The following is a 26,263-nucleotide window of genomic DNA, read 5'->3' as shown; positions in this document are numbered from 1 at the left end:
CAGAATCACGGCTCGGTTCGCGGCACAAGCGCATCGACCGGACGCTGGTACTGGCCTGGGCCGGGATCGTGATCGCTCTTTTGATCATTCTGTTCGCCATCCGATGAAGCCGGCGGCTCCTCATCAAGGATAGCGCGCCACGCAGCCCCATCCAGATCGTCATATTGCCCATTTTTCAAAGACCAGAGGAAGCCGGCGAGACCTGCGGCGCCGAGCGCGAGCGCGAGCGGGACAAGGATGATCATAACTTCCATCAAGCTGCTCCCTTCGCGCCGCTTCGCGCGCGCAACGCGTTGAGGATGACCAATAGAGATGATCCGGACATGGCAGCGGCGGCGATCAACGGCGTCACCAGACCGGCGATTGCGACCGGCACTGCGAGAGCGTTGTAAATGACAGCAAGCCACAGGTTCTGACGCATCAGACGCAGCGCCTTGCGGGAAATGGTTATAGCGGCTTGTACCGGGGCGAGTTCTTCCCCGAGGAACACCGCATCCGCCACGGACTGGCTCATATGTGTGGCCGAGATGGGCGATATCGAAGCATGGGCCGCCGCCAGCGCCGGCGCGTCGTTGAGACCGTCGCCGACCATCAATACCTTGAGACCTCGGCGGGAGAGTTCCTCGATGCGGGCGATCTTGTCGACCGGTGTCACTTCGGCTCGCCATTCGCAGATTCCGAGCGACTCTGCTGCCGCCCGCACGGCGGGCTCCCGATCGCCCGACACGATCTCGACGCCGATACCCCGTCTCTGGAGTTCCCAGACCACGGTTTTGGCATCAAGGCGCAAACGCTGCCTCACCGCGAAGACATGACAGGATGAACCGTGACGGAAGGCCACTACCGACGCTTCGGGGTCGCGGCTGAGAATCGCGTTGGCCGCATCCTCCGCGCCACAATAGGATGGCCGTCCGAGCCTGACCTCCGATCCGTCCACGACGCCGTGCACGCCCTGCCCCGGCTCTTCCTGAAACCCGGCCAGCGGCGAGGTCGCCTTTGCCGCCCGCGCGACGGCGGCCGCGACGGGATGACGGCTCGACAGCGCCACACGGCCGGCCAGAGCGAAAATACCGGACGGAATTGTCTCGGCATTCGTGACATCCAGTTCCGGCAAGGTAAGCGTACCGGTCTTGTCGAAGATGACATGGTCGATCGCTGCCAAGCGTTCGATCGCATCGCCGGAATTAAGCAGCACGCCGGAGCCGAACAACGCGCCGGAGGCCACGGTCTGGGCCGCCGGAATGGCAAGGCCGAGCGCGCATGGACAGGTGATGATGAGCACAGCGATGGCAGTTACGACCGCGTCATGCAAACTCGCGCCCGCGATCAGCCAGCCAATCATCGTCAACAGTGCGGCGGCGTGCACGACCGGCGCATAGAGCCGCGAGGCTCTTTCCGCCAGACGAACATAACGAGAGCGCGCCTGTTGCGCGTTTTCAAGCAAGCGGGAGATTTCCGAAAGCAGCGTTTCCTCGGAGGCCGCCGAGACCCGCACACGCAGCACACCGGTTCTGACAAGCGTGCCAGCATAGACCGGACTGCCGACAGTAACGGTCTTTGGCAGCGTCTCGCCGGTGATCAGGCTCTGGTCTATCTCGGATCGCCCGCTGATCACGTTGCCATCGACCGCGGCGCGCTCGCCGGGCCGCAGCAGGACAATGTCCCCCGGCTGGATGGCCGCAACAGGAACGGTGACAATCTCCCCATCATCGATGAATTTCGTCGCCGTCTCCGCTTTCAATGCGGCCAGATTACCGGCGAAAGCGCGGGTCTTTCTCCGCATATTCTGGTCGAGGTATCGTCCTGCCAAAAGGAAGGCGATCAGCATGATCGCGGCATCAAAATAGGCGTGTTCGGCATGCGAGGCGGTCTCGAACAGCGACATGGCCAGCGCGAGCGTGATACCAACGCTGATCGGTACATCCATATTGACGCTGCGGGCGCGCAGTGCCGTCCAGGCCGAGGAAAAGAACGGCTGGGCCGAATAGGCCGCGGCGGGCAGCACGATCAGCGCTGACAGCCAGTGAAAGAAGTCGCGCTGCTCCGGGAGCAGGTCGCCTGCGATGCCTGACCACACCGGAACCGACAGCATCATCACATTCATCGCGGCAAAAGCCGCGACGCCGAGACGGCGCAACAGGGAGCTTGCCCGTTCCGCTTCCCGGGTCTCGGTGCCTGCCCGTTCGAACGGATAGGCCTTGTAGCCGAGCTCGGCGAGACGATCGACGAATACGGACGGATCGATTGCTCCTGCCTTCCATTCCAGCGCTAGGCGGCGATCGGTCAAGTTGACCCGAGCCGATGTTACGTCCGGGATCTTCGACAGGTTGCGCTCGATCTTGGCCATACAGCCGGCGCAGCTGATCCCGTCGACGGCCAGGTCGAGATGCACGAGACCCTCACCGGTGTTCTTCAAGTAATGCGAAAAATCGAGCACGGATTGCATGACGTTGGTCCTCAGTTCAGGACGATGCGGTTGTGCGACAGGAACAGGCGCTTGCCATCGGCGTCGGCTTCAATCACCAGATCCCACTGGCCCGGAGCCAAACCCGTCGCCGTTCCGCGATAGTTCCCCTCGCCGCTCTCGGTAACCTGAAGAGGCTGATCGGCACGACGATCCGTGGGGCGCTCGAAATGACCTGCAAATGCCAAACCGGTAAGAGGCGACCCACCTGCATCGTTCGCGTGAAGGACCAGAATCGCATCGCCATCAGGCTTGCGATCGACATGGGCATCGACTTTCCAGCCTCGCGCATTCTGCTCAAGAGCCGCCCGGATTTCCTTCTGGTACGCAAGGCCTGCGCTATAGGCGCTGTCAACCTCGGTGCCCGGCAAGGTACTGATGGCAAGCCGCATCATCACCACGTTGACGCCGATAACGACCAGGAAAAAAGACACGACCGCGATCAGGACAAATCGCCCGGTGATCGGTCGTGCGGGTGGTATCGTCGTCGACATGCCGGAAATCCTACTCATTCAGGGCGTCACGAAATGATCGGTTGCCGAGGCTACCTCGCCCAACCCGATATCGGTGACACGGAATTTGACCGGCGCCGTCCTGTCGGCCGTTTCATTGAGCGGTGCGGTGACCAGCACGCGCAACTCCGTGGTCGAATCGCGGCCGAGGACGATCATCGGCCGATCGGGCGTGACCGAGTCGGCGCCAACGATGTGGATCTGCGCATCAGCCGGACCATCGATATCGACGGCAATGACGCGATCGAAGCCGCGCTTGTTGAGGAAGCGCAGCGTATACCCGTTCCGGATCGAACCGTCGCTGAGCTTGACTGCAACGGGGTTGCGATCATGCAGCACATTGAGCTCGAGCAACGTCCTTGTCAGCAACGCATAGAGCATCACCGCACAGACCGCGGCAATGATGGCGGCATAAACGATGGTCCGCGCGCGAACTGCCTTGAAGACTTCCGGCTTACCGGTGATGCGCTGCTGAACATTGATGTCGTTGTCGTACCCGATCAACCGCGTCGGCCGGCCGATCTTCGTCATGACGCTGTCGCAGGCATCGATGCAGAGCCCGCACTGAATACAGCCGAGCTGAGCGCCGTCGCGAATGTCGATGCCGGTCGGGCAAACCGCCACGCACTGATTGCAGTCGATGCAGTCGCCGACCTTCTCGCCCAGCGATCGCAGATCGATCGCCTTCTTGACCGAACATCGCGGTTCGCCGCGATCATATTTGTAGGTGACGTTCAGCGCCCATTCGTCGGTCAGCGCGGCCTGGATCCGCGGCCACGGGCACATGTAAACGCAGACCTGCTCGCGGGCATGACCGGCCAGCAGATAAGTCGTAGCCGTCAGAATTCCGATCCAGATGTAGGCGATCGCGGGAGCCTGAAAGGTCGCGAGATCCCTCACCAAGGTCGGCGCATCGGAGAAATAGAGCACCCAGGCGCCGCCGGTCCACCACGCGATCACGAGCCAGATGACATGCTTGAGGACGCGCCGCGCCAGGCGATTGACGGTCGTTGGCGCCGCGTCGGCCCTGATGCGTTCGCGGCGGTCTCCTTCCGTCCAGCGCTCGACGGCGTAGAACAGATCGGTCCAGACCGTCTGAGGACAAAGGTAGCCACACCAGATTCGGCCGCCGAGCGCGTTCATCAGGAAGAGCGCCATGGCAGCGAGAATCAAAAGCCCCGTGAAGTAGTAGATCTCCTGGGGCCATAGTTCGATGAAGAAGAAATAGAAACGGCGATTGGGAAAATCGATCAGTACGGCCTGACTGGGTGCGCCGAGGCCGCGATTCCAGCGCACGAAGGGCAGTAGATAATAAAGGCCGAGGCAAGCCGCCATCAGCCCCCATTTGATCCGGCGGAATGTGCCGGCAACGCTTTGCGGGTAGACTTTCTTCTGGGCCACATAGAGCGGCCCGTCTTCATCGAACTGCAAATCGGCCGGGGATATTGGTTTATTCATCGAGAAAACTCGCACGGGGGTTCTCAGGATGAACTTTTAGGGCAACCGCCGTGACCTCACTTGACGTACATCAACCGGGCGGCTGCGTTTTTGAACGGCTTATTTGCCGCCGCCCAGTGAATGTACGTACACGGTCAGCGCCTTGATGGTGACGGGGTCGAGACGGCCGGTCCAGGCCGGCATGACGCCTGCGCGGCCATTGGTTATGGTTTCCACGATCGCGGCTTCGTCCGAACCGTAGAGCCAAATCTGATCCGTCAGGTTGGGTGCGCCCATCTCCTGGTTGCCCTTGCCGTCCTTGCCGTGGCAGGCCGCGCAATTCTCTTCGAAAATCTTCGCGCCCGCCGCTGCTTTGAAGCCCGGTTCGGTCGACAGCCCGGATAACGAACGGACATAGTTGGCGACGGTTACGATTTCGTCCGGCTTCAAAATACTATCGCGACCGAAGGCCAGCATTTGTCCTTCGTGAGCCTTGGCGTCGCCGGAGCGCGCGCCGAACTGGATGGTTTGCATGATCTGGTCGAGCGAGCCGCCCCACAGCCAATCATCGTCGTTGAGGTTCGGATATCCCTTTGCACCGGCCGCACCCGTGCCATGGCAGGGCGCACAATTGTCGCCGAATACCGTCTTGCCGCGCGCGCGCGCCAGCGACAGCAGATTTGGATCTTTCTCGATCTCGGCGAGAGAGGCGCCGGCAAGCACCTTCATCTTGTCGCCGCGTATGACCTCAAGCTCGGCGAGATCCTTCGCGACGGCGGCGCGGTTAGTGTAATGCAGGACCCCGGCGGTGTATCCGCTGACCAGTGGCCAAGCCGGATAAACGATCCAATACGCAACGGCCCAAAGGATGGTGGCGTAAAAGGTCAGCACCCACCAGCGTGGCAGCGGCGTATTCAGCTCCTTGATGCCGTCCCACTCGTGGCCCGTGGTCGAGCGGCCGGAGACGCTGTCAAAGTCGTTGTGATCGGTCATAGCTTAATCCTCGCGCAGCGGCATGCTGGCCGCACTATCGAACAGCGTCTTGTTGCGGGGACGCAGCGCGTAAACCACGATGGCGATGAAAATCCCGACAAACACCGGAGTCCAGAACGTGAGAACGAGATTCGATGCCAGATTTTCGAGTGAGACGATTGCTTTCATGTCGAACCTCTTCAGCGCAGATTTGCTTTTTCGTCATAGAGTTTGAAATCGACCAGCGTTCCCAGCATCTGCAGGTACGCGACTAGAGCATCGAGTTCGGTTGGATTGCCCGACCTGCCGTCGAAATTTCGAACGGAAGCTTTCGGATAGCGCTCCTGAAACGCCTCGGCGCCTGCATTGTCCGGATCGGCCTGGGCCAGCAGGTCAGCCTTTGCATTGGCGATCTGCTCGTCGGTATAGGGAACGCCGACCGCACGGCTGGTGCGCAAATGTGCCTCCATATCGTCGAGTTTGACTTCCGTCTCTGCTAACGCCGGATAGCCCGGCATGACCGATTGCGGTACGATGGCTCTCGGGTCGGTGAGATGGCGGACATGCCAATCGTCGGAATATTTGGCGCCGACACGCGCAAGATCAGGACCGGTACGCTTCGACCCCCACTGGAACGGATGATCGTACATGCTTTCTGCCGCCAGCGAATAATGCCCGTAACGCTCGACCTCGTCGCGCAGCGGCCGGATCATCTGGGAATGGCAGAGATAGCACCCCTCCCGCACGTAGATGTTGCGCCCGGTTAACTCCAGAGGCGTGTACGGGCGTATGCCATCGACCACCTCGATCGTGCTCTTGAGATAGAACAGCGGCGTGATCTCGACGAGACCGCCGATGGAGATGACCGCGAGAATCCCCGCGATCAGAATGATCGAATTCTTTTCGAATATCTTGTGTCGATTCCAGAAGGACATGGAGATAACCCTATTCGGCAGGCTGTAGCAGTCCTGCGGCCTGCGACGTTTCTTCGGCTTCGCTAGCGTTGACCGTCATCCAGAGGTTAAAGGCCATGATCAGCGCGCCGACCAGGAACAGTGCCCCACCCGCTGCACGGATGATGTAGAAGGGATGCATCGCCTCGACGGATTCGATGAAGGAGTATTCAAGGAACCCAAGCGAGGTATAAGCGCGCCACATCAGGCCCTGGAGGATTCCCGACACCCACATCGCGGAGATGTAGAGAACGATGCCGATCGTCGCGATCCAGAAGTGCCAGTTGACGAGCTTGAGGCTGTAGAGGCCTTTGCGATTCCAGAGCCACGGCACCAGGCAGTACAGTGCGCCGAACGAGACGAAGCCAACCCAGCCGAGCGCGCCGGAATGCACGTGGCCGATGGTCCAATCCGTGTAATGGCTGAGCGAATTGACGACCTTGATCGACATCATCGGCCCCTCGAAGGTCGCCATGCCGTAAAAGGCCACCGAAACCACCAGCATGCGCAGGACGGGGTCGGTGCGGAGCTTGTCCCAGGCACCGGACAGGGTCATCAGGCCGTTGATCATGCCACCCCAGGACGGCATCCAGAGCATGATGGAGAAGGTCATGCCGAGCGTCTGCGCCCAGTCAGGCAGCGCAGTGTAGTGCAGGTGGTGCGGACCGGCCCAGATATAGAGGAAGATCAGCGCCCAGAAGTGGATGATGGAAAGCCGGTAGGAATAGATCGGCCGCTCGGCCCGCTTCGGAATGAAGTAATACATGATCGCAAGGAAGCCGGCGGTCAGGAAGAAGCCGACCGCGTTATGCCCGTACCACCACTGGAACATCGCATCCTGCACGCCGCCCCAGGCGATGTAGGACTTTGAGCCCAACAGAGACACTGGTAACGCCGGATTATTGCCAAGGTGGAGCACAGCGATCGTGACGATGAACGCCAGATAGAACCAGTTAGCGACGAAGATATGTGGCTCCTTGCGCTTGACCAGCGTCAGCAGGAACACAAGGAGATAGGTGACCCAGACGATCGTGAGCCAGAGGTCGGCATACCACTCGGGCTCGGCATATTCCTTGGACTGGGTGACACCGAGCAGATAGCCGGTGCCGGCAATCAGGATGAAGAAGTTGTAGCCGAGCACGACAAACCAGGGCGCGAGATCGCCGGCAAGCCGCGTGCGGCAGGTCTTCTGCACGACGTAAAACGAGGTCGCGATCAGAACGTTGCCGCCAAAGGCGAAGACCACTGCCGACGTGTGCAACGGCCGCAGGCGCCCAAAGGTCGTCCAGGGCAGATCGAGGTTCAGCGCCGGCCAGGCAAGCTGCAAGGCGATAATCAGGCCGACTGTAAAGCCGGCGATTCCCCAGAATACTGCAGCAACGGTGGCGAATTTGATCGGCCCGAGATTGTAGTTGGGCCGGCCGTTGATCTCTTGCGGCGGCGGTGCGGCCGGACGGTCGTAATATCGGTTCAGGATGATGAAGCTCGCCGCCAAGCTCGCCACGCAGCCAAGCGTGGCATGAAAGGCAAACGGCGCGTCGTGCGCCAGTCCGGCCCCGATCAGACAGAGAAATGCGAGTGCGACAAAAAGTGGAAATAGAATCGCCTCACCGACGGTCATCGATTTCGAGGCGGTAGACGTCTGCATCATGGCGCAACTTCCTTCGGAATGAGGATGCAATCAGGGAAACACATGCGCGGGCCGCAAGATTTGATCGAGATCAAGAGACCCCGGCAGGAACGCTCGACGCTTCCACCGAGGCTTCGTGACGGGTTTCCCGAACGAGTGACCTCAGCGTCGATTCGTTGGGACAGTATTTTGACGGGGCTGCAATCCGCTTGTGCCGGAGATCCCGGGCGCAGCGCGCCTTTGATGCACACTGACTGCATACCCGGCGCAAATCTCGCAACTCATCGGGATGAGCGATTGCAAGCGATTCTTCCGTTAGTCCCGCGTAGGCTAGGCGCTCGCGGAGCTGCTCCAGCGAATCGGACGATGTAGACATCAACGTCACAAGCTCGGCGGGCGAGATGTTGAGATCATAGGCGATTGCCTCGATATCCTGAGAGTCCAGCCGCCTCACCTCTCTCCATCGAGAGATGGCGCATTTGGCGCGATTAAGAAGATTATGAAGGAATGAGCCGTCGGATCGGCCAGCCGATTGAGTCGCCATGGTGCCCCCTTTTGGGACTTTCTTAATTTTAGGAAAGGGCCTCTCCGTTGATCTGGATCAAACGGCGCTGCTGAATTGCGCTGTCTGCGGCCCCCTGTAGGCGTCGAAGAGCGCGGCAATGAAGCGCACGATTGGCCGGCCCAACCCGGTTACGACCAGATTCGAATCCGCGATTTCGACCAGGCCGTCCCTGACCATGGGCGCGAGCATCAGCAGTTCGCGGCTTAAGTCTGCACCCGGCGCGACCGCGGCAAAGTCGACCGAGAAGTCGCACATCAACCGCTCGATGACCCGCCCACGCCATCGATCGTCGGCGTCAAGCCTGCGGCCACGCACGGACGCAAGGCTTCCGGCTTCGACGGCGTGGATGTATTTCGGTACATCGAAGATGTTCTGCACAAAGCCTTCGGCAAAGGTCGAAATCGAAGATGCGCCCAAGCCTAACAGAACCCGGCTGTGGCCGTCGGTGTAGCCTTGAAAATTGCGGTGCAGCTTTCCCGACGCGGCCGCCGACGCCAGCGGATCAGCCGGCTTGGCGAAGTGGTCGATGCCAATGCGCACATATCCGCGGCGGATCAACTCATCGGCAATCAGCTCGGCCTGATCAATCCGCTGATCGAGCGACGGCAGTGTGGCCTCATCGATCCGTCGCTGGTTCGCCTTGAGGGCGGGTAAGTGGGCGTAGCCGAAGCACGCGATCCGATCCGGCTCCATGGCACTGACCAGCGCGCAGGTTTCGCGGATCGACTGTAGCGTCTGCATCGGCAGACCGTAGATCAGATCGAAATTGAGGTTGCGGATTCCAGCCAAGCGGAGCCGCTTGACCGCCGACTCGACCACGGAAAGAGGCTGGATCCGGCCGATCGCTGCTTGAACCAGCGGATTGACGTCCTGAACGCCGAGGCTCGCGCGAGTAACACCGAGTTCGGCAAGTCCGTCGGCGAGCTCCGCGGCCACGTAGCGCGGATCGAGTTCAATGGCGTGCTCAAATCCAGGATCAAATCGAAAGTGCCCGCCAAGGACCGCCAGAATGGATCTCAGACCATCCAACCCAAGAATGCTCGGCGTTCCCCCGCCCCAGTGCAGCCGCCGGATATCAGGCAGTTCCCTGATCAGGCCCGCGACCAGGCCGATCTCGGTTTCGAGCGCGCCGCGGTAGTGAGATTACTTCGTCGCGGACTGCCATCTTGGTATTGCAGCCACAGTAGAGGCAGATTTCGCGGCAGTAAGGCACGTGGAGATAGACCGATATGCTTTTCTGCTCACCCAAGCTGTGAAGCCAGGCCTTGTGCTCCGCGGAGCCAACCAAAGGCGTAAAGTCTGCCGCGGTCGGATACGATGTGTATCGCGGGACATTCTGGCCCGCGTAGCGGCGTGCGATATGGTTCACGGGACCACCCGTTTCTGGCTGATGCGTGAAACGTACTCAAGGCAGCAGGACGCATGCCGGCGCGGTGGGCGACTTCAGCTCCACGGCATCAGCGAAAATCGTCCAGTCATGGACATGCTTCTGCCTGCAAAACTTCGCTTCGGCTTGCCTGATTGCTTCGGTTAACGAAGGCGCCTCCACATTAAACGCCGCTTGACATGCACGGTGTTCGTGTCCGGTGTCGTCACAGACCGTCTTGATAAAGCGAACGTCGAACGAAAGCATAATGAAAACTCCTGTTTCTCGAGTATTCTCCCGCAGGCCGCGAAAATTGCATTGACCAAAATCAATCAGACGTCGTGATCGATGGTCCATCCGGTCGCAATGACCGCAAAGCTGATTATCGCAAGGATACCGAACAGGGTTTCGACGAGGCTCAACTCTCCGCTGACGTTGGCGGCGAGCAAAACCACGGCCATTACCGGAAGGCTAAATAGAAGACTGGCAGCACGGACCATGGGATCACCCTGCTAAGCCCAACTGAGGCAAGACACTGCACGGTTTACCAGGGCTGCTTTTGATCCAGCTCAAACATCTCCTCCCGAGAGCGTCAGTATGGCTCAGCTGACAAAGGAGAGGTCTCGTGACTACCGCTGACGCACTTACACTCGTCGCGCTGACCGCGCTGTTTGCGGCCTTCGCCGCACAATGGCGTGGGCCGAAGCGATCACGCGCCGGGATTCCGCTGCCCACGCCCCGACGACCACATCAAGCCGACGCAAGCGGCGTTTTTTCTAACACGAAGAACGGAACGCCAGCGATTGCGAAACGCCACATCGTGCGTCAAGGCAATAGACCCCCGTCGACGTATTTCAATAAAAGCGACAGCCGCCGGGATATCGATCCATCAGCTGGCCGTGGCCGCGGATGGGTCTCGATTTCCTCGGCTTGACGCGATGCCTGTGAACCCACGTCTCCGTTTGAGCAATCCGTAGGACTTTCGGTATCGTAAGTAGAGCGCTTTGCGCGCTCGATTTCGATGACGTCACCGATCATGGGAACTGTCCAGCGAGCATATCTGGCTGATGCCTCGCTTCAGGAGCAGATGCGTTCGAAAACACCGGCAAACCGAAGCCGCCTCCGCTGGAATGCTGTCGCAGCATCCACGCGGCCACGCGTTCCGAACGCAGCGACGGCGCAAAAAGATGGCCTTGACCAACATCGCACCCTGCCTCACGGACGCGCGAGAGTGTACGCGGATCTTCGATACCTTCGGCCACAACCTTCATTTTAAAGGCCCGCCCAAGCCCAATTGATGCTTCGATAATCTTCATCATGTCTTCGTCGGAGTCGCAGCCTTTGACGAAGGATTGATCGATCTTCAATTCGCTGAACGGAAGCCGCGCCAGCGCTGCCAGCGACGAATAGCCAGTGCCAAAATCATCGATGGCGGCACCGATCCCCTTGATCCTCAGCCGCACGAGAATGTCCGTCGCGCGATCAACATCCGACATGGCGACGCTTTCGGTGACCTCCACAATGAGAGATGCCGGCAAGAGCTGTTCGGCGCGAAGCATGCTCTCAATCCTCTCTGGAAGCGCAAGGTCGGTCATCAGCGAGCCGGAGACGTTGACGGCGATGGTAAAGCCCGGATGTTCCTCGATAAGCTTACGGCCCTGCGCGATCGCCAATAAGAGGATGTGGTTGGTCAGTTCCGGCATGAGACCGAGCCGCTCGGCCGCCGGAATGAATGTGCCGGGCGGCACGACACCCAATTCCGCCGAACGCCATCGCGCCAAGGCTTCGGCACCGATCACCCGTCCAGTTTTGAGGTCAACCTTTGGCTGGAATTCCACCGCGAGCTCGGTTTTTTCCAAGCCAGTCAAAAATTGCTCACGCGTGATGTCCTGCACCGCGTTCCGGCTTTGATAGCTCAGTCGCGCATAAGGGGGTAGCATCAGGGCCACCCGCAGCTTGTCCAGATTGAGTGGCTTGTTCAGGCAACCGGTTAGGTTAAGCGCCAACCCCTCCGCGACGCGCATGGTCGAGTTCAAAATACGTTCCTCGCACCCGCTGATCACAACGATCGGCAGGGCCTGGAGGCCACATTCGGCGACGAGACGAAGTAATTCGACGCCATCATGCTCACCGAGCGACAGATCGAGGGTCATCGCGTCGAACGACTCGCCCTGAAGCAATTCGGAGGCGACATCGAACGTCGATGCTGTCACCGTGTCGTAACCCAGTTTCGCGGCAATCATACCGATGACCGTGCGTTGCACGACGTCATCATCGACGACCAGCAGGCGCCCCTTGCTGTTCTCTGTCTGTCTGGAAATTTTACGCATTACGGAAGCTCCCCTAAGGATGACAATAACTGGTGTTCGGCAAAGGCGGCCATCTGTTTGAACGCGCTCTGGAGCGCCGAAATCGCGCTTTCCAGCTGCACTTCATCGATCGTTTCAGCGGCGGACTCCAATTCCTGGGCAAGCCAAGAAAGGCGCTCAAACCCTAAAGTTGCCGCCGAACTCTTGATCGAGTGGGCTTCACGCCTGGTCGCAAGCCGGCTCGCTCCGGTCGACGTCATGACGGCGATTTTTTGCTCGGTATCGGTGATAAACATCCGCAGAACATCTGTGGCATTCTCAAGCCCCAGTTCCACGCCCAATTGGTTGAGGACGCGCGCGTTTAAGATCGGACGGCTGGTCATGCGAATAGCCGCTTCGGCTCGGAAGTCGTGGAACGCAACAAGGCCGCGTTCAATCGATCTTTGTTGACCGGTTTGGTGACAAAGTCATTCATGCCCGCCGCAAGACAATTGTGTTCGTCCTGCCTTTCGGCGTTTGCGGTCAGCGCGATGACATAGGTGTTGCATGCTGGAGGGGGTAGGCGGCGAATCAACCGGGTCGCGGCCAGTCCATCCATCTCGGGCATCATGACGTCCATGAGCACGAGGTCGTAAGACGTGTTCTGCACCGCGGTAACCGCCTGAACGCCATTCTCGACGACATCCGGTTCGATACCCTGCTTTTCGAGCAGCTTCCGGATCACGAACTGATTGGTCAGATTATCCTCGGCAACAAGCACCTTGAGATGGCGAGCCGGCGACAGAGCGAGTTCTTGATCCGAACAACACGCGTCCGCCGCCGGAACGACGTCGGTCTGCGGCTGAACCTCGACCGAAAAACGAAACGTGCTGCCTTTGCCGAGGATGCTCTGGACCGTTATCTCGCCGCCCATGCACGAAACGAGGCGCTTGCAAATGGCAAGGCCGAGTCCCGTTCCGCCGAATCTGCGCGAAATCGAGCTGTCGACCTGTGAAAATTCCCTGAACAGCAGGCCGATCGCATCCGGGGGAATTCCCAAGCCGGTGTCCGTGACGGCGAAATTCAATTTTATCGGCTTGTCTGCGCGGAACTCGGCTCCGACCTTGATGTCAACGGTACCGTTCTCGGTAAATTTGATGGCGTTGCCAACGAGATTGAACAAAACCTGACGGACGCGCGCAGGATCTCCGATGACGGCCTCGGGAACATTTGTGTCGACCGTCGACGTCAGCCGAATCCCTTTGGCCTTGGCGCGTGATATCAGGAGTTCTACCATTGAGGAGACCGACTGACGGACGTCGAAATCGACACGCTCGATCTCCAGTCGATCGGCATCCAGCTTGGAAAAATCCAATACGTCATTTAGAATTTGCAGAAGGTAGTCTGCCGACTCTCGAAGCGTGGCGGCGATCTTCTTTTGCTCGGCCGGAAGATCGGCCGAAACAAGCAGATCGGCCAGGCCGATCACTCCATTCATCGGCGTCCTTATCTCGTGACTCATCATCGCGAGGAACTCGGAACGGGCGCGGGTGCCCGCCTCTGCGGCATCGCGAGACTTGGCGAGGCCCGCCTGATAGCGGATGATCAGAATCGAGACGACGCCGATGACGATGCTCAAGAGAGCCGCCACCATGATGTCCTTGTCCCGATCTTGCCGGTAAAACGCGAAAACTTCGTCCGTGGCCTGGCCAACGCTCACCGCGAGCGGATAATCTCTGACCTTGCGAAATGCGAACAGTCGCTCGACCCGATCGAGGGAACTGCGAGCGAGATACGATCCGCTGGTTTCGTTCTGAAGCCGCGCCAAGACGGGGCTGCCAGACAGCGATTTACCGATCTCGGCGGGCCCGTTTACCGCTCGAGCGCGGACGATGCCGTCGAGACCAAATAAAGTGACCGTACCTTTGTTTCCAATTTCAACCGAAGTGTAAAAGTGTGAGAGATACTCCGGATCCACCGACACGACGACCACGCCGCCGAACGAACCGTCTCTCGCGACGATGCGCCGGGATAGCTGGATAGACCATTTATTCGAAACGCGCCCGAGAATCGGCTTGCTGATGAACAGAACGTCATCGGTGCTTTTCGCGTGGATTTTGAAATGTTCGCGGTCGTGCAGATCGATCCCTTTGAGCCCAGGATCGATGTTGCTCGATAGCATAATTCCGTTGCGACCGATGATGGAAACCTGAAAGGAGAAATCGGTCAAAAACTGGCTGTTTTTCGACCATAGCGACATGTCGAAGCCGTCAGGGTCCTTTGCATAGGAGGCGCGGACATAAAGCAGCGTCTGATCGGCGGCCTTGATCGAACGGACAATTTGCTCTTCGAAGGCGCGAGCCAGATTGGAGCCGTTCTGGATGGCGGCCCGTTCTGCTCGCGTGCGCTCGTCGGAAATGCTGTAAAATATACCAGCCCAGACCAACCCGATCGCGGATACGCTGATCAGCGCGCTGCCGTGGCGACCCAACAGCCGCGAGACGGTCTCGATGCCGATGTCGAACCAGCTCGCCGTAGGCTTTAAAGATTTACGAAGATCGCCCATCCCCGTCGCCTTTCGGGATGATCTCCAAAATCAGGTTTGTCAGTGCCATGTGCGCCAGACACGACGCCACGTCGAACGCCGCGTGTAACGCCAAGATCGAGTCTTCCATCTCGCTTGGGTTCATGCCGGGCGCGTCTTTTTCGAGATCACGTGCAATCTTCGACAAAGTCAAAACTACAAACGTCCCCGCCGAACTCTTGATGGAGTGCGCCTCCCGCCCCACCAGCTGCCGGTCCATGCTGCTTGCGGTGCAGGCATCGATTTTCGCTTTGGTATCGGCCAGAAACGCGGAGAGAACCTCGAGCGTGTTCCTGGTGCCAAGCTCTGTCTTCAGCGAACCGAATATCTGCTCGGCAAAGATCCGATGGTCGCTCATGCGGACGGTCCTGATTGCCGACATCTTCGAAGAAGAAATTAGCCCCGCGACCACAGTTGACCACCGAACCCTGCCGCCTCCTTAATTCGATTCCGAAAAGGTCAGACCTTGAGCGCAGGAAGTGGCGAGGTCGCAAATCGCAGTTTAATCGTTGTAAAATGGCCTATCGGAATCGGGCAAACTATGCGGCGCATCCGGATTAATACGGATGTCGATTTTCAACGTGAGCCGCTCGCCTCGGCCGACAATTCGGCGGCGATCAAATCGCTCGATGTCTTATTAAGTTCGTCACCCAACCTTGCGTGCGCCGCTTCCCATACGCGCGAGGCGATTTGTGGTTCGCGATCCATCAGGCTGTGCAGATCTGAAGCATCGAGCGCTAATAGACGTGTCGGCTGCAGGGCTTGTACGGTCGCCGAACGCCTGGTTTGACGCAAAGCGGCAATTTCGCCAAAGAAGTCGCCTGAGCTGAGCTTCACCCGCTTGTGGCTCAATTTGATCTCGACCTCGCCGTCGACGATCAGATACATCGAATGCGCTGGCTCGCCCCGCCGCGCGATGATGGCTCCCTTATCGACCTTTTGCGCCCGCAGGATTTTCATCACGTCCGCGATCTGAGTTGCACTAAGCTGGCTGAACAGTGGAATGCGCGCGACCAGGCCCCAGGTCACGACAAAGTCTCTCCTGTGCACCTCGTTGGCAAATGCGGTTGCGACGATACCGACCGGCAAAGCCACCATCAAAAGACCCGCGAAGATGGTTAATCCGCCGATCAGGCGGCCTGTTGCTGTGATTGGCACGGCATCGCCATACCCGACCGTACCGAGCGTAACGATGGCCCACCACATCGCCTCCGGAATAGTGCCAAATTTCTCCGGCTGCGCCGCGCTTTCCGCGAGATGCATCAGTCCGGCCGCAATCAGCGTCGCACCGCACAGGATGACGAAACAACCGAACAGCGCGCGGCGTTCGGAATAGAGCGCATCCAACAGGGAACGCATTGCCGGCGAATAGCGGCTTAGCTTGAAAAACCGGATAAGCCGCAGGACCAGCACGATCCTGAAATCGGTCGACACCAAAAACGACAACCAGAAAGGTAGAATCGCCGCCAGGTCGATCAGTCCCGCGGGGCTTACCGAAGACCGAAGCGCTGCCTGGAAGGCTCCCAGACGCCGCCATGGAGGGTGTTCGACCGCTACCCAAAGCCGCGCAGCATATTCCAGGGAAAAGATCGCCAGCGCGGCATATTCGACGAACTCGAACAAACGGCCGTAAGCCGCCGCCATCGCCGGCACGGACTGCATCACCGTTGCGGCCAGCGTCACCACGATGGCGCCGACCAGCGCCCAGTTGACGACGGCGCTGATGGCGCCGACCTCCGCACCTTGATCGAGGACAAGATACAGCTGGCGGCGCGCATGGCGTTGAAGAGACACCGCTGTACTCGCCTTTGCTAGCAGCCTCTTAGACCGAACGATCGAGCGGGCTCGACGTACTGAAGCCAAGAAGCTGATACACGGGGCAGTACATCAGGATCGCCGTTGCGATCAGATAAATCGCGATAACAATGCCGGGACCAGAGCCTTGCGCAAAGACATTGTCCTTCGCGAGGTAAGCGAGGATCCCGATCATGGACCGAATAACCAGATCGACAGTTCCAACGTTGCGTTGCATTTCCGATCTCCAGGTTGTTCACCCTGCAATTCTGGATGCATTGCTTCTGAATGGCTTTGACATTCATCAAATGTCGAACGCGAACAGAAGCCGAGCCCCTTTGATCTGCGTCAACGTCCATGGACGCCGCTTGGTCTATTTTTTGAAATCGCTTCCACTCATATGAGGCAGCCATGGAATATTTTCATCAGGAAACCGTTCGGGAAAATATCTCCCGTCCCGCCAGGACCGTCGCTCCCGAAATGACCATGGGCGACCTGTTGCGCCTGTTCAGCTCGAACGAGTTTGCCGCTTATCCTGTCGTGCGTGATGAAAAGCTCATCGGAATCGTTTCAAGGAGAGATTCCATCAGATCTTTCGCTGCAAAGGCGCGGACCGACGCCGCGCATTTCGATGCGGCCATGGGAACGACCGTTGAGCAGATCATGTCCTCACGGGTCGTGACGGTCGAGCCGGACGCAACGTTGGATAAGCTGGTTGACCTGATGGCAGCCCACGATTTTGAGAGCTTTCCAGTCGTGGATCGCGAGAATCGCGTGCGAGGCATCATTGCTCGCGACGACGTCGTTCGGGCTTTGGCACGCTGCACGTGGCGCGCGCCTCAGCCCCCGCCGCTGAGCGTGCCGTCGTTTGGTTATGCCATCGCGTAGACCCGCCGCCTAAAGTCCTGCTGCGAGTGCGATGCGCATCAATTCGGATACGCTGCGCGCACCGGTCTTGGCCATGAGATTGGCCCGGTACACCTCGACCGTGCGCGGGCTGATGCTCAGCTCATGCGCGATCACTTTGTTGATCTTGCCCGCAACGAGACCCTGCAGGACATCCCGTTCGCGGGGCGATAGCTCAGCCAACCGCGCCTCTGCTTCCTTTCGCGCTGAATTATCCCCCTGAGCTACCGGGCGGGCCTCCAACGCGGAGCGAATGGCGCCAAGGAGCACGGCGTCATCGAACGGCTTTTCGATAAAATCGGCGGCGCCCGCTTTCATCGCATCAACCGCCAACGCCACGTCGCCGTGCCCCGTCATCAAAATCACCGGACACGGAATTCCATCGCTCTTGAGCTTGCGGACGAGTTCGATGCCACTCATTCCGGGCATTCGGATATCGGAGACGACACAGGCTGGGACACTATTCGTCGCCTTGGCGAGAAAGGCATTCGACGACTCGAAGACTTCCGGCTGAAATCCATTGACGTCGAGCAAAAACGCCAATGAATCGCGCATCGCGGCGTCGTCGTCGATGACATGAATCACTGTCTTGTCGGGCATTATTCAGTCTCCGGTTCTGCAAACGGCAGCGTGAACTCGAACACGGTTCCTCCACCTTCGTTCGGGCGCGCGGAGATGCGGCCGCCATGCGCCTCGATAATGGTCCGGCAGATTGAAAGGCCAACCCCCATGCCGTCCGCCTTACTGGTTATGAACGGCTGGAACAAGTGCCCCGCGATCTCCGGACTAATTCCGGCTCCGGTATCTGAGACCGAGAAAAACGCGAATTCGCCATCGCGTTTGGCTTCGATCGTCAATTCCCGGCGGTCCGTGGTTTCCATGGCCTCCACAGCATTTCTGATCAGGTTAAGCGCAACCTGCTGAACCTGGATCTTGTCGACGATAATGTCGGGAAGTTCGCGATCGCAGCGCAGCGATACCCGAACCCCCTGCTCTCTCGCACCTACCAATGCAAGCGCCGCGGCCTCCTCCAGAAGCGTGGCCGGGTTTTCCATGGCGTGCTGGGTTTCACCCTTGGCGACAAATTCCCTGAGCCGCTTGATGATGTCGCCGGCGCGCAGCGCCTGATTCGAGCTCCGGTCGAGCGCGTCCCGGATTCTCTCCCGGTCGACCTGTTCGTTCTTGAGCAGGGTCGCCGCCCCGCGCAGATAGCTGGTGATCGCCGACAGCGGCTGGTTCAATTCATGCGCCAGCGAGGACGCCATTTCGCCCATCGCGGTCAGGCGAGACACATGAACCAGCTCCGATTGCAGCTCTTGCATGCGGCGCTCCTGGCTTCGCCGCTCTGTAAGATCGCGAATAAATCCAGTGAAGAATTTTTCGGACCCGAGCTGGGCCTCGCCGACGGCCAGTTCCATCGGAAACGTCGAGCCGTCCTTGCGCTCACCGACGACGATTCGTCCGATACCGATGATCCGGCGTTCGCCAGTGCTGAGGTAGCGATGCAGATAGCTGTCGTGCTCCTGCCGATAGGGAGACGGCATCAGGATCGAGACATTCTTGCCGATCACCTGATCGGCTGACCAGCCAAACAGGCGCTCGGCCGTCAAACTGAATGATCGCATCAGGCCATGCGCGTCGATGACGATCATGGCCTCGGGCACCGTGTCCAGAATCGACTGGAGCTGAGCCTGCCGGTAACGAGCGTCTTCTGTCTCGTGCAACAGCCTGTGCCCGATGTAGCCGAGGATCGGTCCCAGGACAGCAAAAAGGCAGATATCGATCAGATTTGCGGAGTTTGTATAAAGATCAGTGCCGAGGAAGAACGCGCTAATGCCCAGACAAAGCAGGGTGGCAAAAAGCGCGGGTCCCGCACCTCCCGCAAACGCGGCATAGACAACGACAGGAACGTAAATCACTGTAAAAGCACGGTCTTCGAAATATTTCTGAAGTATCAGAAGAAGGGCAAATGCAACCAGCGCGGCCAAGGCCGCCGATCCGTAGCGAAGCCAGAACAGACGTTGCCGGATCATCGAAAGGCCCGATCCACCCAACATCGGACAGTGACCATTCCGTTTCTCACCTGATTCTCGACCCCGAAAATGACGCTGGCGGGGCTGGGAACGCCCCTATGTTGATGATACCATGAATTTGAGCGTCCGTGATCTATCCGTCTATTGTACTTCCTCGGTGTCCGGCGTCTTGGTTACGCGCCATTCGGAAGAGGCGACCGTGGATAGAACTGTTGCGGACTTAAACATCGCGCATTTCAAGAAGCTGCTTTCGACCGAGGTCGATCCGGCGAAGCGTCAAACGCTCGAGCGGCTGTTGGCCGAAGAAGAGGCCAAGCTGGCACACGCCGAGGCCGCGAAAAAGGACTCCTCGGATAAAGCCTAGTCCTTCCCGTGCCATACCCTCCAGTGGGTCGGGCTGATCGCCACGCGCTCCTTGGTGAGGACCTTTATCCAACCGCTGGTGGTCCGGCAACAGGCGAAGACCAGCGGGTACACGTGATCGCCCTCGATGACCGCAAGCTCGAGATGGCGGTTGTATGGAGCGGTCGTTATTTCCTCCCAAACTGGCTCGTTGTCCATCGCATCAATCTCGCAGCAGCCGGTGTTGCCTGCACATTCAGGCTGCCGCTTCGCATGGATTGCTCTTCGGCCAACTTCTATAAACAATTCACGATAGAGCCTCGCCGGTTCGGTTCATTGACCTGCGTCAATTTTTCAGCGGCGTCACTCGCCGAACCTGGCTTTTTCCATTGCAGCACGATCGAAGCCAGACAACCCGCGGGGATGCCGGTTGTCAGGGTTGATCGCACGGTCAACCCGAAAGTGACTGGAGCGATTGCGCATCGAGGCGGAACTAGCCGCGCTCGAAGCAGCCCCTACTTCCCGTCGCACTGCACCGGGTGACCCTTGACCGCTACATGGGCACTCTACGCATAGCCAACCGCGATCAAGGCATCGTCTTCTTTCCCGATTCGCCCATTGCTGTGATCGATGCCAGGAAGCGGGCGTCCCAGGTAGTAGCCCTGTCCACGTTCACAGCCTAGCGCACTAAGCACCGTCGCCTGCTTTTCTGTCTCAATTCCTTCGGCTATGAGTCCGATCCTCAGATTTCCTGCCAGTTGCACGATGGCCTTTACGATCATCAGTGCATTCTCGCTGTCATTCATGGATCTTACAAAAGACTGATCGATCTTCAGTGTGTCGAAAGGAAGCTGGCTCAAGTGCTGCAAGCTCGAATAACCGGTCCCAAAATCATCGAGCGCGACTCGCACGCCCAGGTTCTTCAGAGATACGAGTATGGCCTTGGCAGTCTGGACATCCGAGACCAGAGCCTCTTCGGTGACTTCGATTTCGAGACGCCCCGCTGCAAAACCGCACCCGGACAAAAGCTTCAGGAGGTTTTGAGGGAGCGTGGCATCCCGCAGTTGGACGGGTGCGATATTGATCGCGATGCGTGGCGCACCCGGCCAATCTTTGGTCTCATTGCAGGCCCGGCGAAGCAGCTTCAACGTCAATGCGCCAATAAGGCCAGCCTCGACCGCAATCTGAATGAACCGACTAGGCGGCACAAGACCACGCACGGGGTGAGGCCAACGCGCCAGGACCTCATAACATGATACCCGACCGGTTTTTAAATCCTGTATCGGCTGAAAATACGGAATGATCTCGTCGTTCGCAACCGCGAGTCTCAGATCGCGCTCCAGCAGCGCGCGCTCGCGCGCATAAAACTCCATTTCCGGCTGGAAAAACTCGAATGTCTTTCTACCGTGTTCCTTTGCGCGATACAGCGCCATGTCTGCGTGGCGCATCAGCATATCGGGGGTACGCCCGTCTGCCGGCGCTGCCGCAACGCCCAGCGCCACGCCGACCACCAGCTGATGCTCGGCAAGCGCGATGGGCGCCTCAAATCTCTGGATCAATCCGGAGAGCTTTCCGGCCAAGTCGGCCTCATGCATAAACGGCATTGCCAGAATGAATTCATCGCCGCCCAGGCGCGCGACAAAACCGCCTGCCGGAAGCTCTTCCGAGAGGCGGTTTGCCACCTCCTTTAGCAGTTCGTCCCCGACGGCATGGCCATGAAGGTCGTTGATCGTCTTAAATCGATCCAGATCGACGGCGACCACTGCAAATCGCTTTGTCGGATCGTTCTCCAGCGAAGCCAGGCGCACATTCAGCTCTTCCTGCAGATAGCGGCGGTTGGGAAGCCCTGTCAGCGCATCAAACATGGACATCCAGGCGGATTGCTTGGCTTCCGCAAGTTCGAAGGCCATGCGCACACGCTCGTCACCGGCGTTGTGACGCTCGGTTACATCGCGATACATGCCCAGCAGACCGATGATTTCGCCGGTAGCGCCGCGTAACGGGGCCTTATTGGTTTCAATCCAGGCGGTCTCTCCGGTCGGCAACAGCAGAGGCTCCTCGATACCGAGCTTGGGCACGCCGGTGGTGACGACCTCAAGGTCGTCCGCCCGGTACGCCTCGGCCAGCGCTTTCGGATAGAAGTCGAAATTCGTTTTGCCAATCAGTTCGGCGGGAGACTCTACGCCCGAATCCTCCGCAAATTTTTGATTGCAACCCAGGATACGGGACTCGCGATCCTTCCAGAACATCCCTGCCGACTTGGCATCGAGCAGCGTGTTCAGGATCACGGCGGCCGCAGCATCCGCCGGCCCCAACAAATCCGACACGTCGCGAAAAACAGAGTCACGATCGACCGGATCGGCAATAACTTGCGTCATCTGCGTTCTTGGTCGGGCCAAGGACCGGATAATGTCTGTCATTGGGCGCCAACCTTTAGAAGAAATAAGGCCGATATTCGCTAATTTCTTTTCCCGGACAAACCAGCATGCCCAAAAGCTGCGGTGGCACGCTCGGCACGCGGGTCGCCGAGGCGGCGGACTTGCGAAAACAGCGGACGATCGTCGGAGGCATACGAACCGTCGCTCGTTGATTCAAAGCCACAGAATTTTTGCAAAATTTCAAACAACGCGGACGTGTCTTCCGATTTGCAGAGGATATGCGCTGCCCCGGAACAACCGCTAATCTCGCGCCGCAGCCGCTGGTCGGTTTGCTCGCTGAGTTTCCGTCCGGACCACACGATCACCGGGATCTTTGAGGTCACTTTCGCGGTGCGAAGCCTTGTCAGGAAATATAAAGCATCACCGTTCGGCATGAAGTAGTCGGTGACGATGACGGCGGGTTCATCCTGAGAGGCCATGCGTAACCCATGAGTCGCGTCCGACGCGTACATCACGTCGATGCCGCATTTGGCGAGCCGGCTCGCGAGCATCCGATTGACGTCACTATCGTCGTCAACCAGCAACACCCGTGGGCGCCGTCGTATTTCGGGAGCAGCCACGCCCATACTGTATTGCCCGATCTTTCCAACCAGGCGCGGCTCGATCTCCGCCAGCGCAACCTCAAGATCGCGCCAGAAATTCGGCCCCTTGTGCGCGTAGTACGCGCCGAAGCCTTCACATCGTTCCGGCGTCTCTGAACCTCTGCTGCCGGTGATGACAATCACGTCAACCGGCGACCGGTCCGGACCCAGCAGGTGGGCGCATGCCGACAGGCCGTCCAATTCGGGCAGATTCACATCGATTACAAGAATCTTCGGCTGGATCCTGCTTGCCTTGAGCAGCGCCTGCATTCCGTTGGTTGCCGTCTCGACATCGAAGCCCAGGCGCGTGCAGTGATTAGCCAACAGTCTCAGAACCGACGGGTCGTCGTCAACGATCAGCATTTTCGGAGAGTGAAAGCTTAGCGAAGACTCGATGGTGCGGGGATCAGGGGCCGGGCGTTCGATTTGGAGAGCAGCGGATCGTGACATGACATCGCTCCTGTTTCGATTGCCGGTTTCGTATAAGCAAATCGTCCGGCATTTCGGCATTCATCAGACCCGAAATGACCTAACGCGGCGCTAAATATTTCCTAGGTATTAACGCGTGCCGGCTGGCTTGCTGCCGCGGTGCCTTGGCTCAACGGCCTGTTGACTTGCACTCGTGCGGTTCGGTTATCGATGCGATCGAGCATCTTTTCGTCTTGCATCCGTCTCAGCAAATTCAAACCGATCCATGCGCGGCATGTTGATATCCAACAACACCAAGTCGAACCCTTGCGGTGCTATCGAGCATGCCGTGAGGTCGGGTACTAACCCGCAGCGGCTGGCTCCAGCGTGACCTCACGAGGTTTTTCATAAGGCTTTAGCGCAATAAGACCATCGAGCGCGACCAACAGCGCTTCATCGGGACCCGCGGCGGCAAGGCGATCGAGTGCTGCGTCTTCGATCGCGGCCGCGGCGTCGCTGATTTCCGAGAACCCGTAGATTCCACCGGCGCCGGAGAGGCAATGCGAGATACTTTTGATTGCCTCAAGCGCGGTCAGCGACGCGTCGCCGTGCCGCAGTGCGTCGCGAAGATCCACCAGGGCGTCAATATCGCGACCAACGCGCTGCAGGAAGCCGGCTCTTAAATCCGCGAGCGGATCGGGCGGCGGCTGTAGGTAGTTGCGTACGGAAGCCGCCAGCGTCATCGGATCAAACGGCTTCGCGATTACGCCGAACACGCCCAGCGAACGAAAGCGATCGAGCTCGCGTGCCTGGGCCCGGGCGGTCATGAAAATCACGGGAATATCGGCGGTCTTCGGGTTTTCACGCAAGACCATCAACGTGGCTATTCCGTCCATGACAGGCATCATGACATCGAGAAGAATGAGATTCGGGTTCCATTCGGCGGCGGCTATGATTCCTTCGGCCCCCGAACCGCAACTGCGAATGTCGAAACCTGGATCGAGACCGAGCGAAATCTCGATTATCTCGCGTAGATCCGGCTCGTCATCGATATGAATGATACGGATTGCGGCCATTACGTCTCTCCTTACGCAACTTTAGCGGGGCAAAATGCCAGTCGCTCGCCGACCTTCTCCGGGAGATCGTCGAGCGACGAGTCGGTCTTGCACAGCGAAGAACCGATCTGGCCATCGCATGGCGCGCTCGACGCGTGCGCCGAGAAAACAATCACCGGAATGACGTTTCCCGTAACATCACGAAGCTCCGGCAAGAGATCGAGGCCTGAGTCCTTGCCAAGGTCGATCTCGAGGATGACGAGATCGACGTGCTGGTGATCGAGGGTCGACAGCGCGGAAGCAACGCCATTGACCGACATCACGTCCGCGAATGCTTCAAGCCGGCGCGCGACCAAAGCGAGGACGTCAAGATCGTCATCGATGTGAAGCACGCAGGGACGCGCGCCCGAGATCGGTGAAGTGGCCGCCTGAAGGGTTCTTGCGAGGCGTGTAAAGTCGATCGGCTTGCTGAACCATGCGAGTATATTGAGTCTTGGCGATCGCACATCGTTTCGGCCCCGTTCAATATCTCCCGAGATTACGACGATCGGCGTCGTTCCATGGTATGGCAGCGCGCGCAGGCTCAGGATGAGGTCGATGCCGTCGGTTTCGCGCAGCCGCAGGTCTACCAGTATGGCGGCATAACGGGTGGCGTTGGCGCGTAAAACGGCGTTATCGGGGGAATGGGCGAAATCGACCGCAAAGCCGGCGGCTCGCAGTCGCATGCGGATGACCCGCGTCACGGCCGGGTCGTCGTCGCAGAACAACACGCGCCGGGTCGACACGCCCACGTCAATATCTATTTCGCCGCCGGCGCTTTCATCCCAAGCCGGCAGATCGACATGAAAAACCGTCCCGCCTCCGGGCGCATCATCGAACCCGACCTGGCCGCCGAGCCGCTCGACGATTTGCTTGACAATGCTCAGCCCGAGGCCCGTGCCGCCCTTTCGCCGCGAATTGGTTCCGTCGGCCTGGGCGAATTTCTCGAAGATGTGCGGCCTGAACTCGGCTGAAATTCCCGGACCAAAATCGCGCACGGCAAGCCGGCATTTGGCTGCATCCCGATTTTCGACGGTAACGACCACTTCGCCCCCCGCCGGCGAAAATTTGATGGCATTGGAAAGCAGGTTGGTAATCACCTGCACCAGTCGATCCGGGTCTGCGTTGACCGGCGCGGCGGCCGAATCCGCGTGAAGCCGTATTTTCACGCCAAATCCGTCGGCGAAGCCGCGCGTATCCTCGATCGCCTGCTCGGCAACCAGCCGCAACTCGATCTTGGCAAAATTGAACGCGGCTGCGCCGGATTCGAGCTTTTCGATATCGAGAATGTCATTGATCAGCCGAACCAACCGCTGGATGTTCTTGTGGGCGATCGAGACCAGCCGCGTGGCGGACTCCGGCAGCACATCGGACCACTGGCCGACCAGCAATCCGAGGGATCCGGCGATCGATGTCATCGGCGTGCGCAATTCGTGACTCACGGTCGAGACGAACTCGTCCTTAAGACGCTCGATGTGCTTGCGTTGACTGATATCGACGATTACCGCCAGGACCAGAAGGTTACCGCCTGCGTGGATCGGATTGAGGCCGACTTCGACCGGAAACTCGCTGCCGTCTTTCCGTCGTCCGTACAGGTCGAGACCAGCTCCCATACGCCGGCTTTCGGGCTTCGGTGTGAAGTTGTGACGATGGCAGACGTGCTGACTGCGGAGCCGCTCCGGCACCAGCACGTCGACGGCCTGTCCGATCAATTCGCCGCGCGTATAGCCGAACTGGCGTTCGATCTCGGTGTTCACCATCACGATCCGGCCGTCATGATCGACCATCATCATTCCGCTCGGACAGGCCTCCACGGCCAACCGGAACATCTCCTCGGTAAAACCAAGTTCGACGATATCCGGTCTTGTGGCAGTCATCCGTCGTATCCTCCTATCC

General features: G+C 59.0%; 24 protein-coding genes and 2 pseudogenes. 3 read left to right on the top strand and 23 right to left on the bottom strand.

The genetic code is table 11. From position 1 onward, the window contains the following. Positions 1–110: 110 nt before the first annotated feature. The 17 genes and pseudogenes from ccoS to ABSE61_RS16990 form a co-directional block, all read right to left on the bottom strand. A pseudogene (gene ccoS / locus ABSE61_RS17070) lies at positions 111–254 on the bottom strand (cbb3-type cytochrome oxidase assembly protein CcoS); the annotation flags it as partial. Next, positions 254–2,446, bottom strand: a complete 2,193-nt coding sequence (locus tag ABSE61_RS17065; RefSeq protein ID WP_423872300.1) for a heavy metal translocating P-type ATPase — start codon at positions 2,444–2,446, stop codon at positions 254–256. The pseudogene ccoS and the gene ABSE61_RS17065, both read right to left, overlap by 1 nt. A gap of 11 nt (positions 2,447–2,457) precedes the next feature. Continuing rightward, positions 2,458–2,958 (bottom strand): FixH family protein, encoded by a 501-nt coding sequence (locus ABSE61_RS17060; RefSeq protein ID WP_423872299.1) that lies wholly within the window; start codon positions 2,956–2,958, stop codon positions 2,458–2,460. Positions 2,959–2,976: 18 nt separating this feature from the next. Further along, positions 2,977–4,434 carry a cytochrome c oxidase accessory protein CcoG gene (gene ccoG / locus ABSE61_RS17055; RefSeq protein ID WP_423872298.1) on the bottom strand — a complete coding sequence of 486 codons (1,458 nt, stop codon included), beginning with the start codon at positions 4,432–4,434 and terminating at the stop codon, positions 2,977–2,979. A gap of 99 nt (positions 4,435–4,533) precedes the next feature. Then, on the bottom strand, positions 4,534–5,406 hold the full coding sequence (gene ccoP, locus ABSE61_RS17050) for a cytochrome-c oxidase, cbb3-type subunit III (RefSeq protein ID WP_423872297.1): 873 nt from the start codon (positions 5,404–5,406) through the stop codon (positions 4,534–4,536). A gap of 3 nt (positions 5,407–5,409) precedes the next feature. Further along, positions 5,410–5,574, bottom strand: coding sequence for a cbb3-type cytochrome c oxidase subunit 3 (locus tag ABSE61_RS17045; RefSeq protein ID WP_423872296.1), 165 nt, complete (start codon positions 5,572–5,574; stop codon positions 5,410–5,412). Between the two features lie 11 nt (positions 5,575–5,585). Continuing rightward, positions 5,586–6,320: a cytochrome-c oxidase, cbb3-type subunit II gene (gene ccoO / locus ABSE61_RS17040; RefSeq protein WP_423872295.1), complete on the bottom strand. Its 735-nt coding sequence runs from the start codon at positions 6,318–6,320 to the stop codon at positions 5,586–5,588. Positions 6,321–6,330: 10 nt separating this feature from the next. Next, positions 6,331–7,959 (bottom strand): cytochrome-c oxidase, cbb3-type subunit I, encoded by a 1,629-nt coding sequence (gene ccoN, locus ABSE61_RS17035; protein ID WP_423872349.1) that lies wholly within the window; start codon positions 7,957–7,959, stop codon positions 6,331–6,333. 610 nt (positions 7,960–8,569) lie between these two features. Next, positions 8,570–9,902, bottom strand: a pseudogene (hemN, locus tag ABSE61_RS17030) (oxygen-independent coproporphyrinogen III oxidase). A 36-nt stretch (positions 9,903–9,938) separates the two neighbouring features. Further along, on the bottom strand, positions 9,939–10,166 hold the full coding sequence (locus ABSE61_RS17025) for a hypothetical protein (RefSeq protein ID WP_423872294.1): 228 nt from the start codon (positions 10,164–10,166) through the stop codon (positions 9,939–9,941). Positions 10,167–10,231: 65 nt separating this feature from the next. Further along, positions 10,232–10,399 carry a hypothetical protein gene (locus ABSE61_RS17020; protein ID WP_423872293.1) on the bottom strand — a complete coding sequence of 56 codons (168 nt, stop codon included), beginning with the start codon at positions 10,397–10,399 and terminating at the stop codon, positions 10,232–10,234. Positions 10,400–10,933: 534 nt separating this feature from the next. Then, complete coding sequence (locus tag ABSE61_RS17015) at positions 10,934–12,229, bottom strand: EAL domain-containing response regulator (protein WP_423872292.1); 1,296 nt, start codon at positions 12,227–12,229, stop codon at positions 10,934–10,936. Then, positions 12,229–12,591 carry an Hpt domain-containing protein gene (locus ABSE61_RS17010; RefSeq protein ID WP_423872291.1) on the bottom strand — a complete coding sequence of 121 codons (363 nt, stop codon included), beginning with the start codon at positions 12,589–12,591 and terminating at the stop codon, positions 12,229–12,231. The genes ABSE61_RS17015 and ABSE61_RS17010 overlap by 1 nt, the downstream gene beginning before the upstream one ends. Continuing rightward, positions 12,588–14,753 (bottom strand): hybrid sensor histidine kinase/response regulator, encoded by a 2,166-nt coding sequence (locus ABSE61_RS17005; protein WP_423872290.1) that lies wholly within the window; start codon positions 14,751–14,753, stop codon positions 12,588–12,590. The genes ABSE61_RS17010 and ABSE61_RS17005 overlap by 4 nt, the downstream gene beginning before the upstream one ends. Further along, complete coding sequence (locus ABSE61_RS17000; RefSeq protein ID WP_423872289.1) at positions 14,737–15,129, bottom strand: Hpt domain-containing protein; 393 nt, start codon at positions 15,127–15,129, stop codon at positions 14,737–14,739. Before ABSE61_RS17000 ends, ABSE61_RS17005 begins: the two co-directional genes overlap by 17 nt. 218 nt (positions 15,130–15,347) lie before the next feature. Beyond that, on the bottom strand, positions 15,348–16,565 hold the full coding sequence (locus ABSE61_RS16995) for a cyclic nucleotide-gated ion channel (protein ID WP_423872288.1): 1,218 nt from the start codon (positions 16,563–16,565) through the stop codon (positions 15,348–15,350). Positions 16,566–16,593: 28 nt separating this feature from the next. After that, positions 16,594–16,803, bottom strand: coding sequence for a YgaP family membrane protein (locus ABSE61_RS16990; RefSeq protein WP_423872287.1), 210 nt, complete (start codon positions 16,801–16,803; stop codon positions 16,594–16,596). A gap of 173 nt (positions 16,804–16,976) precedes the next feature. Between ABSE61_RS16990 and ABSE61_RS16985 the strand changes: the two genes are divergently transcribed. Continuing rightward, positions 16,977–17,453 carry a CBS domain-containing protein gene (locus ABSE61_RS16985; RefSeq protein ID WP_423872286.1) on the top strand — a complete coding sequence of 159 codons (477 nt, stop codon included), beginning with the start codon at positions 16,977–16,979 and terminating at the stop codon, positions 17,451–17,453. A gap of 9 nt (positions 17,454–17,462) precedes the next feature. On the opposite strand, the gene fixJ is transcribed toward ABSE61_RS16985, so the two are convergent. Further along, positions 17,463–18,071 (bottom strand): response regulator FixJ, encoded by a 609-nt coding sequence (gene fixJ, locus ABSE61_RS16980; RefSeq protein WP_423872285.1) that lies wholly within the window; start codon positions 18,069–18,071, stop codon positions 17,463–17,465. Then, entirely contained in the window at positions 18,071–19,528 is a 1,458-nt protein-coding gene (locus ABSE61_RS16975; protein WP_423872284.1) for a sensor histidine kinase, read from the bottom strand. Before ABSE61_RS16975 ends, fixJ begins: the two co-directional genes overlap by 1 nt. A 175-nt stretch (positions 19,529–19,703) precedes the next feature. Here ABSE61_RS16975 and ABSE61_RS16970 point away from each other — a divergent pair, with 175 nt between their 5' ends. Both ABSE61_RS16970 and ABSE61_RS16965 read left to right on the top strand, forming a co-directional pair. Continuing rightward, on the top strand, positions 19,704–19,868 hold the full coding sequence (locus ABSE61_RS16970) for a hypothetical protein (protein ID WP_423872283.1): 165 nt from the start codon (positions 19,704–19,706) through the stop codon (positions 19,866–19,868). A gap of 113 nt (positions 19,869–19,981) precedes the next feature. Next, positions 19,982–20,389, top strand: coding sequence for a hypothetical protein (locus tag ABSE61_RS16965; RefSeq protein WP_423872282.1), 408 nt, complete (start codon positions 19,982–19,984; stop codon positions 20,387–20,389). A 23-nt stretch (positions 20,390–20,412) separates the two neighbouring features. Here the strand turns inward: ABSE61_RS16965 and ABSE61_RS16960 are convergent, their stop codons facing one another. The 4 genes from ABSE61_RS16960 to ABSE61_RS16945 form a co-directional block, all read right to left on the bottom strand. Beyond that, a complete protein-coding gene (locus ABSE61_RS16960) occupies positions 20,413–22,224 on the bottom strand; it encodes a putative bifunctional diguanylate cyclase/phosphodiesterase (protein WP_423872281.1) in 1,812 nt (603 codons plus the stop codon). Positions 22,225–22,304: 80 nt separating this feature from the next. After that, a complete protein-coding gene (locus ABSE61_RS16955; RefSeq protein ID WP_423872280.1) occupies positions 22,305–23,315 on the bottom strand; it encodes a response regulator in 1,011 nt (336 codons plus the stop codon). A 320-nt stretch (positions 23,316–23,635) separates the two neighbouring features. Next, the gene (locus ABSE61_RS16950; RefSeq protein ID WP_423872279.1) at positions 23,636–24,349 is read right to left on the bottom strand and encodes a response regulator; all 714 of its coding nucleotides are present in this window, start codon (positions 24,347–24,349) and stop codon (positions 23,636–23,638) included. An 11-nt stretch (positions 24,350–24,360) separates the two neighbouring features. Then, the gene (locus ABSE61_RS16945; RefSeq protein WP_423872278.1) at positions 24,361–26,244 is read right to left on the bottom strand and encodes an ATP-binding protein; all 1,884 of its coding nucleotides are present in this window, start codon (positions 26,242–26,244) and stop codon (positions 24,361–24,363) included. Positions 26,245–26,263 lie beyond the last annotated feature (19 nt).

It is taken from the genome of Bradyrhizobium sp., from assembly GCF_049519115.1.
Taxonomy (GTDB): domain Bacteria; phylum Pseudomonadota; class Alphaproteobacteria; order Rhizobiales; family Xanthobacteraceae; genus Bradyrhizobium.
The sequence above is the reverse complement of the archived record's forward strand: the minus strand, read 5'-3'. Positions and strand labels throughout refer to the sequence as shown.

What these genes read in the sequence shown, in the direction of transcription:
- ABSE61_RS17065 (WP_423872300.1), bottom strand. Translation starts at nt 2,446, where the DNA reads ATGCAATCCGTGCTCGATTTTTCGCATTACTTGAAGAACACCGGTGAG.
- ABSE61_RS17060 (WP_423872299.1), bottom strand. Translation starts at nt 2,958, where the DNA reads ATGTCGACGACGATACCACCCGCACGACCGATCACCGGGCGATTTGTC.
- ccoG (WP_423872298.1), bottom strand. Translation starts at nt 4,434, where the DNA reads ATGAATAAACCAATATCCCCGGCCGATTTGCAGTTCGATGAAGACGGG.
- ccoP (WP_423872297.1), bottom strand. Translation starts at nt 5,406, where the DNA reads ATGACCGATCACAACGACTTTGACAGCGTCTCCGGCCGCTCGACCACG.
- ABSE61_RS17045 (WP_423872296.1), bottom strand. Translation starts at nt 5,574, where the DNA reads ATGAAAGCAATCGTCTCACTCGAAAATCTGGCATCGAATCTCGTTCTC.
- ccoO (WP_423872295.1), bottom strand. Translation starts at nt 6,320, where the DNA reads ATGTCCTTCTGGAATCGACACAAGATATTCGAAAAGAATTCGATCATT.
- ccoN (WP_423872349.1), bottom strand. Translation starts at nt 7,959, where the DNA reads ATGACCGTCGGTGAGGCGATTCTATTTCCACTTTTTGTCGCACTCGCA.
- ABSE61_RS17025 (WP_423872294.1), bottom strand. Translation starts at nt 10,166, where the DNA reads ATGCTTTCGTTCGACGTTCGCTTTATCAAGACGGTCTGTGACGACACC.
- ABSE61_RS17020 (WP_423872293.1), bottom strand. Translation starts at nt 10,399, where the DNA reads ATGGTCCGTGCTGCCAGTCTTCTATTTAGCCTTCCGGTAATGGCCGTG.
- ABSE61_RS17015 (WP_423872292.1), bottom strand. Translation starts at nt 12,229, where the DNA reads ATGCGTAAAATTTCCAGACAGACAGAGAACAGCAAGGGGCGCCTGCTG.
- ABSE61_RS17010 (WP_423872291.1), bottom strand. Translation starts at nt 12,591, where the DNA reads ATGACCAGCCGTCCGATCTTAAACGCGCGCGTCCTCAACCAATTGGGC.
- ABSE61_RS17005 (WP_423872290.1), bottom strand. Translation starts at nt 14,753, where the DNA reads ATGGGCGATCTTCGTAAATCTTTAAAGCCTACGGCGAGCTGGTTCGAC.
- ABSE61_RS17000 (WP_423872289.1), bottom strand. Translation starts at nt 15,129, where the DNA reads ATGAGCGACCATCGGATCTTTGCCGAGCAGATATTCGGTTCGCTGAAG.
- ABSE61_RS16990 (WP_423872287.1), bottom strand. Translation starts at nt 16,803, where the DNA reads ATGCAACGCAACGTTGGAACTGTCGATCTGGTTATTCGGTCCATGATC.
- ABSE61_RS16985 (WP_423872286.1), top strand. Translation starts at nt 16,977, where the DNA reads ATGGAATATTTTCATCAGGAAACCGTTCGGGAAAATATCTCCCGTCCC.
- fixJ (WP_423872285.1), bottom strand. Translation starts at nt 18,071, where the DNA reads ATGCCCGACAAGACAGTGATTCATGTCATCGACGACGACGCCGCGATG.
- ABSE61_RS16975 (WP_423872284.1), bottom strand. Translation starts at nt 19,528, where the DNA reads ATGTTGGGTGGATCGGGCCTTTCGATGATCCGGCAACGTCTGTTCTGG.
- ABSE61_RS16960 (WP_423872281.1), bottom strand. Translation starts at nt 22,224, where the DNA reads ATGACGCAAGTTATTGCCGATCCGGTCGATCGTGACTCTGTTTTTCGC.
- ABSE61_RS16955 (WP_423872280.1), bottom strand. Translation starts at nt 23,315, where the DNA reads ATGTCACGATCCGCTGCTCTCCAAATCGAACGCCCGGCCCCTGATCCC.
- ABSE61_RS16950 (WP_423872279.1), bottom strand. Translation starts at nt 24,349, where the DNA reads ATGGCCGCAATCCGTATCATTCATATCGATGACGAGCCGGATCTACGC.
- ABSE61_RS16945 (WP_423872278.1), bottom strand. Translation starts at nt 26,244, where the DNA reads ATGACTGCCACAAGACCGGATATCGTCGAACTTGGTTTTACCGAGGAG.